General features: G+C 55.1%; 5 protein-coding genes, 1 tRNA gene and 1 pseudogene. 6 read left to right on the top strand and 1 reads right to left on the bottom strand.

What is annotated here, in order from left to right; genetic code table 11:
• A partial coding sequence (acs, locus tag BM205_RS23830) for an acetate--CoA ligase (RefSeq protein ID WP_092417330.1) occupies positions 1-1,946 on the bottom strand: 1,946 nt, incomplete at its 3' end.
• A 160-nt stretch (positions 1,947-2,106) separates the two neighbouring features.
• Between acs and BM205_RS23825 the strand changes: the two genes are divergently transcribed.
• The 6 genes and pseudogenes from BM205_RS23825 to BM205_RS23795 form a co-directional block, all read left to right on the top strand.
• Positions 2,107-2,994 (top strand): DMT family transporter, encoded by an 888-nt coding sequence (locus tag BM205_RS23825; protein WP_092417328.1) that lies wholly within the window; start codon positions 2,107-2,109, stop codon positions 2,992-2,994.
• A 194-nt stretch (positions 2,995-3,188) separates the two neighbouring features.
• Positions 3,189-4,736 carry a fumarate hydratase gene (locus tag BM205_RS23820; protein ID WP_092417326.1) on the top strand — a complete coding sequence of 516 codons (1,548 nt, stop codon included), beginning with the start codon at positions 3,189-3,191 and terminating at the stop codon, positions 4,734-4,736.
• Between the two features lie 26 nt (positions 4,737-4,762).
• Complete coding sequence (murI, locus tag BM205_RS23815) at positions 4,763-5,629, top strand: glutamate racemase (protein ID WP_254784026.1); 867 nt, start codon at positions 4,763-4,765, stop codon at positions 5,627-5,629.
• 101 nt (positions 5,630-5,730) lie between these two features.
• Positions 5,731-5,806 (top strand) — tRNA-His (locus BM205_RS23810).
• 596 nt (positions 5,807-6,402) lie between these two features.
• Entirely contained in the window at positions 6,403-6,798 is a 396-nt protein-coding gene (locus BM205_RS23800; protein ID WP_092417322.1) for an antibiotic biosynthesis monooxygenase family protein, read from the top strand.
• 150 nt (positions 6,799-6,948) lie between these two features.
• Positions 6,949-7,152: pseudogene (locus BM205_RS23795) on the top strand (IS21 family transposase); the annotation flags it as partial.

Here is a 7,152-nt window from a genome sequence, read left to right as displayed (position 1 = left end):
TTCTCCAGAGTTGATATGTCCTGAGTGATTTCCTCGCCTTTCGCCAATACTCGCAGCAAACGCCGCATGATCTTGCCGGAACGGGTTTTCGGCAGGTTGTCGCCGAAGCGGATTTCCCTTGGCTTGGCGATCGGGCCGATTTCCTTGGCGACCCAGTCGCGCAGCTCCTTGGCGATCTTCTTGGCTTCGTCGCCGGTGGGGCGGCTGCGCTTGAGGACGACGAAGGCGCAGATGGCTTCGCCGGTGGTCTCATCCGGCTTGCCGACTACCGCGGCTTCGGCCACGATCGGGTTGGCGACCAGCGCCGATTCGATTTCCATTGTGCCCATGCGGTGGCCGGAGACGTTCAGCACATCGTCGATACGGCCGGTAATGGTGAAATAGCCGGTATCCTTGTTACGGATCGCGCCGTCGCCGGCGAGGTACAGCTTGCCGCCGAACTCGGGCGGAAAGTAGGCGCTCTTGAAACGCTCTGGATTGTTCCAGATGGCGCGGATCATCGATGGCCACGGACGCTTGACGACCAGGATGCCGCCGTGGCCGTCTGGCAGTTCCTGCCCTGCTTCATCGACGATCACGGCTTGGATACCCGGCAATGGCAAGGTGCAGGATCCCGGTACCAGCGGCGTAGCACCTGGCAGCGGAGAGATCATGTGGCCGCCGGTTTCAGTTTGCCAGAAGGTGTCGACGATCGGGCAACGCTCACCGCCGATATTTTTGTGGTACCACATCCAGGCTTCCGGATTGATCGGCTCACCCACCGTGCCCAGCAAGCGCAGTGACGACAAATCGTATTGCGAAGGATGCACGTTCTTGTCGGCATCGGCAGCTTTGATCAGGGAACGGATCGCGGTCGGTGCGGTATAGAAAATGGTGGCCTTGTGCTTTTGCACCATATCCCAGAAACGGCCGGCGTTAGGATAAGTCGGCACGCCTTCGAAAATGATCTGGGTGGCGCCGACAGCTGTCGGGCCGTAGGCAATATAGGTGTGACCGGTAATCCAGCCGATGTCGGCGGTGCACCAGTAGACATCGTCCGGCTTGATGTCGAATACCCATTTCATGGTCAGCGCCGCCCACAGCAGGTAACCGCCGGATGAATGCTGCACGCCTTTTGGGGTGCCGGTGGAACCGGAGGTGTACAAGATGAACAGCGGATGTTCTGCATCGACCCATTCCGGCTCACAGGTTTCTGCCTGCGATGCTACCAGTTCGTGCAGCCACAGATCGCGGCCGGCGACAAAATTGATGTCGCCGCCGGTGCGCTTGTAGACCACTACGTTCCTGATGGTGTCGCAACCGCCCAAAGCCAATGCTTCGTCAACGATGGATTTCAATGGCAGGCGCTTGCCGCCGCGTGCTTGTTCGTCCGCGGTCAGCACGGCGACCGCGCCGGCATCGATGATGCGTTCTTGCAGCGACTTGGCGGAGAAGCCGCCGAACACTACTGAATGCGTGGCGCCGATACGGGCGCAAGCTTGCATCGCAACTACGCCTTCTATCGACATCGGCATGTAGATGACGACCCGGTCGCCCTTCTTGATGCCGAGCGATTTCAGGCCATTGGCGAACTGGCAAACTTTTTTATGTAATTCCTGATAGGTGACTTTGGTGACATCGCCGCTGTCGGTTTCAAAGATCACCGCGACTTTGTTGGCATTGCCATTGTGTAAATGCACGTCGAGACAGTTGTAGGAAACGTTCAGCTTGCCATCGTCAAACCATTTGTAGAACGGCGCATTGGATTCGTCCAGCACCTTGGTGAAAGGTGTTTGCCACTGCAGGTTTTCACGTGCCAGGCGGCCCCAGAAACCCTGCTCATCCTGCTCGGCTTCAGCTACCAGAGCGCGGTACGCGTCCATGCCGGAAATTGCTGCAGTTTTGGAAAATTCTGCCGGGGCTGGAAAAATGCGGGTTTCCTGGCCAAAGGTTTCGATGTTCGCCATGCTGTCTCCTGCTTTTAATAAAAATTAATACTAAGTTGACGCTAAAAGTAAACTTTTACACTTACTTAGGCCTTACATAAATCGATGCTAGCGCTACCAGCGCCCTACAATCCACCCCGCAATCGGATATGATCGCACATTCAGCTTATTCCTACAGCTCATGCAACACACAAAATCTTACGTTTACCTGGCGCTAGCCATGATGCTGGTAGGCGCCAATATCGGTTTCGGCAAAGCAATCATCGCCGTGATGCCGGTGGTAGTGTTCGGCCTGTTGCGTTTTGTTATCGCCGTGATCGTGATGGCGCCGCAGTTCTTCAAGGCAGCGCCGCGCCTGGAGCGCCACGAATGGTTGACGCTATTTGGGCAGGCGTTCTTCGGTACATTCTTATTTACGCTGTGCATGTTGTATGGCGTTCAGCACACCACCGCTACCGCTGCGGGCGTGATTACCAGCACCTTGCCGGCAGCAGTGGCAATCCTGTCGCGTTTGATCCTCAAGGAAAGACTGCAGCCGCGTACGCTGGCCTCAATCCTGCTGGCGATTGCCGGTATCGCCGTGCTTAATCTTAGCAAGAGCGACGGCGGCGACACCTCGGTGATCGGCAATCTGTTTGTCATGGCTGCGGTGCTGTGCGAGGCCACTTACGTGGTGCTGTCCAAGCGACTGACGCAAACCCTGTCGCCGATGCGGATTACCGCCTATAGCCACCTGTTCGGCCTGTTGCTGATGCTGCCGTTCGGTCTGACTGCCGCCGTGTCTTACGATTTCAGCCAGGTCACGGCCGGCATGTGGATGCTGATCTTCTGGTATGCGCTGGCGGCCAGCGTGATCGCGTTCTGGCTGTGGCTAACGGGTACCAAACACGTACAAGCCAATGTGGCGGGCATCTTCACCGCCTTGATGCCGCTGGCCGCGGCCTTTATCGGGGTGGTGTTTTTGCACGAGAGTTTAAGCTGGGGCCATTTTGCGGCATTGGCGCTGGTGCTGACGGGAATCGCCGTGGCAAGTTGGCCGCAGTCCATGAAAACCGTACAAGAAGTGTAAAATAGCGACGCTTAATTCCTTCCCGATAATTCCAATGAGCAACATACAAGTTTCCGCGCGAAAAACATCAGCCACCCGCCGAGCCGGACGAACCGAATCCTCATGCGCCACTGAATGTACTTGTTGTAATTTCTTATAGCGAATTTTCACCGAATACTTTTACCGAATTCCGAATTCCATTACCGAGAAACGCCATGACCACCCTCACCACAGTCAAGCAAGAAGATCTCATCGAGTCGGTAGCCGCTGCGCTCCAGTACATCAGCTATTACCATCCCGTCGACTATATCCAGCATCTGGCGCGTGCTTACGAGCAGGAGCAAAGTCCTGCGGCGAAAGACGCGATTGCGCAGATCCTGACCAATTCGCGCATGTGCGCCGAAGGCAAGCGGCCGATCTGCCAGGACACCGGTATCGTCAACGTGTTCCTGAAAATCGGCATGGATGTGCGCTTTGAAGGCTTCAAGGGTTCGATCACCGATGCCGTCAACGAAGGCGTGCGCCGTGGTTACCTGAATCCGGACAACATGCTGCGCGCATCGATCGTGGCCGATCCACAATTCGAACGCAAGAACACCAAAGACAACACGCCAGCCGTGGTGCACATGGAACTGGTGCCGGGCAATACGATTGACGTGCAAATCGCAGCTAAAGGCGGCGGTTCGGAAAACAAGACCAAGTTCGCCATGCTGAATCCCTCCGATTCGCTGGTCGACTGGGTCATGAAGACTGTGCCGACCATGGGCGCCGGCTGGTGCCCGCCGGGCATGCTCGGCATCGGTATCGGCGGTACTGCGGAACGGGCGATGCTGATGGCGAAGCAAGTGTTGATGGAAGATATCGACATGTACGACCTGCTCAAGCGCGGCCCGCAAAACAAGACTGAAGAATTGCGTATCGAACTGTTCCAGAAGGTCAATGCACTGGGCATCGGCGCACAGGGACTGGGCGGCCTGACCACCGTGCTCGACGTCAAGATCATGATGCATCCGACCCATGCGGCATCGAAACCGGTGGCGATGATTCCAAACTGCGCGGCGACCCGTCACGGCCACTTCGTGCTCGACGGTTCGGGTCCAGCCTACATGGAGCCGCCATCGCTGTCGGAATGGCCGGAAGTGCATTGGGTGCCGGATACCGAGAAATCGAAACGGGTTGATCTCAACACGTTGACGAAAGAAGAAGTCGCATCATGGAAGCCAGGCCAGACTCTGCTGTTGAACGGCAAGATGCTGACCGGCCGCGATGCTGCGCACAAGCGTATCCAGGACATGCTCGCCAAGGGTGAGAAGCTGCCGGTGGATTTCACTAACCGCGTGATCTATTACGTCGGCCCGGTTGATCCGGTGCGCGATGAAGTGGTTGGCCCGGCCGGCCCGACTACTGCTACCCGCATGGATAAATTCACCGACATGATGCTGGAACAAACCGGCTTGATTTCGATGATCGGCAAATCGGAACGCGGCCCGGTGGCGATCGAATCGATCAAGAAACACAAGTCGGCTTACCTGATGGCGGTTGGCGGCGCTGCTTACCTGGTTTCCAAGGCGATCAAGTCGGCGCAGGTGCTGGGCTTTGCCGACCTCGGCATGGAAGCAATCTACGAGTTCGACGTCAAGGATATGCCGGTAACGGTGGCGGTCGATTCCAACGGCATTTCGGTGCACAACACCGGGCCGAAGGAATGGCAGGAAAAGATCGCGCATGCGGCGCTGTCGAAGATCCCTGTGACTACCATCTGATTCGACTTGATCGAAGAATCAATACGATGACCAGTAGCACTCAAGAAATGCCGATGGCGCAAGTTGCGCCCATCGGCATTTTTGATTCCGGCATCGGCGGCTTGTCGGTGCTGCAGCATATTCATCAGCATCTGCCGCACGAAGATCTTTTGTATTTTGCCGATTCGGCTTATGCCCCGTACGGCGATAAATCGGAAGCGGAAATTTCCGCACGCTCGCTGGCGGTGACGGAATTCCTTCTGCAAAGCGGCGTCAAGGCGCTGGTAGTTGCTTGCAATACCGCTACCACCGCCGCTATCCAGGGGATACGCAGCGCTTATCCGGATTTACCGGTAATCGGCATCGAACCCGGACTCAAGCCGGCTGCTTCCCAAAGCCAGAGCAAGATCGTCGGCGTATTGGCCACAAAAGCGACGCTACTGAGTGCCCGGTTGCTGACATTGCAACAGCAAATCAGCGCGGCCAGCGGTGCACGCTTCGAGCTGCAGGCCTGTGTCGGCCTGGTCGACCAGATTGAAAAAGGCGAATTGCGCTCTGCCCAAACCGCGCTTCTGCTGCGACGTTATATCAGTCCGTTGATAAAGCAAGGCGCCGATACGCTGGTGCTAGGCTGCACCCACTACCCTTTCGTGCGGCCGTTGATCGAAGAAATCGTTGGCGAGCTGACATCCCGGCCAGTAACCGTTATCGATACCGGCGCTGCGGTCAGCCGGCAGTTGGTGAAGATATTGACTGAAAACAAACTGCTGCGCACTTCCCCGCGTGCGGGCCAGGTGAACGCCTTCACCAGCGGTAGCCAGTCAGCCCTGACGACCGCGTTTGCCAACCTGCTGCAGCTGCATCCGCCGGTGTCGATGGTGGGGACAATCGGTCAGCCAGCAGGAATTTCATAAAAAACGCTAAATTAATTTGCCAAGCGGCGGGCAAGTTTGTATAATTGCCAGCTGCCTTAGTGCTGAATAAGCATGATGGTAATTGCAGTAGTACAGCAATGGTGGCTGTAGCTCAGTTGGTAGAGTCCAGGATTGTGATTCCTGTTGTCGTGGGTTCGAGCCCCATCAGCCACCCCAATAAAATCAAACACTTAGCCCGCTCATTGAAGCGGGCTTTTTGTTATGTGGAAATTGTGTAGGCACTGTGTAGGTTTTGTAATCTGCAATACCTTAAAATTTTTACGAGATAATTTGCATTATCGGCAGCATCGCAATTTGGCGCCGAACGCCAAGACTCCCCCTCTCCCCGCATTTCGCTCGTTTCTTCTGAGAACCGCCCTCGATCTAGACAAGCTATACACTAGCTCAAACCCGAGGCCGGAATCTCAAAGCAAATATCTTTATCGTTTTTTCAATATTTGTGTAGAGTGGATGTATATCCAAGCAATGCGGCAGAGCAACCTTCGTATACCGTACCTTCGAGCAGGCATCCTGGCGCCAGTTCTCAACGTGCGTGATGATGTCTACAGAGCGCTCCATCGTGACGGAACAACCCGGTTCGTCGAGGGCCTCAAAACGGCTACTCGTGTAGACATTGCCGAATCCTACATTGCGAATGGCGTGGACAGTTTAAGGCTAGCAATTGCTTGAGGCGAGATTAGGCATCATACTGACTGTTGTCATGCGTCAACCTCGTTGACGTCCACTTTACGCTATGCTTTCCTGGAGATCGTATGGAGATAATTTTAGTTCATTGGCTCATCAAGCCAGACAAACGCGAGGAGTTCGAGAAGCACTGGCGGGAAAACATGAAGGTGGGCAAGCCCGATGGTTTTTATAGAGAAATTCTTACGAGGCCAATAAGTAAACCAGATCCAAAGTTCAATACTTTTAGCGTTACTGATCAGCACTACGAAACATACATCAACATCGGAATTTGGGAAAGTGTTGAGCACTTCGATGCTGCCATTCAAAAATACATGCCGAAGGCAACAGAAGAAGAAAAAGATGGTAGGAAGAAACAGGTCGTCGAGCTGGAAGAGTTCGAATTCAAAATGCGCGAAAGAATCGTTCTGAAAAAACTAGACGATAGAGGAGGAGAGCTCCCACTGCCTACGCTCGAAAATTAGCCGGTGTGGCATAGATATAAATGCCGCGTGAATAATGTACCGGAAAGCGCACTTGGAACGGCCATGAATGGCGCGTTAAAAGTGTACCAATCCTAGCCTGTAGTCTTATGTGCCTGAAGGTGCATAAGAAAGGCGGAAAGGATGTTTCCCGTGGACTTATACGTCAAAGTACGTCGCGCCGTGATGGTCGAGAACAAGAGTGAGCGTGCTGTTGCGCGCTACTTCGGCATCCATCGCAATACTGTCCGGAAGATGTGCCAGTTCGCAGCGCCACCCGGTTATCGGCGAACGCCGGCCCCGGTTTCTCCGACGCTAGCACCGTTTGTGGCGATCATCGACGCCATTCTGGAAGCC

Source organism: Collimonas sp. OK307, assembly GCF_900113705.1.
In the GTDB taxonomy this organism is placed as follows: domain Bacteria; phylum Pseudomonadota; class Gammaproteobacteria; order Burkholderiales; family Burkholderiaceae_D; genus Collimonas.
This window is presented reverse-complemented; position numbering and strand designations above follow the sequence as displayed.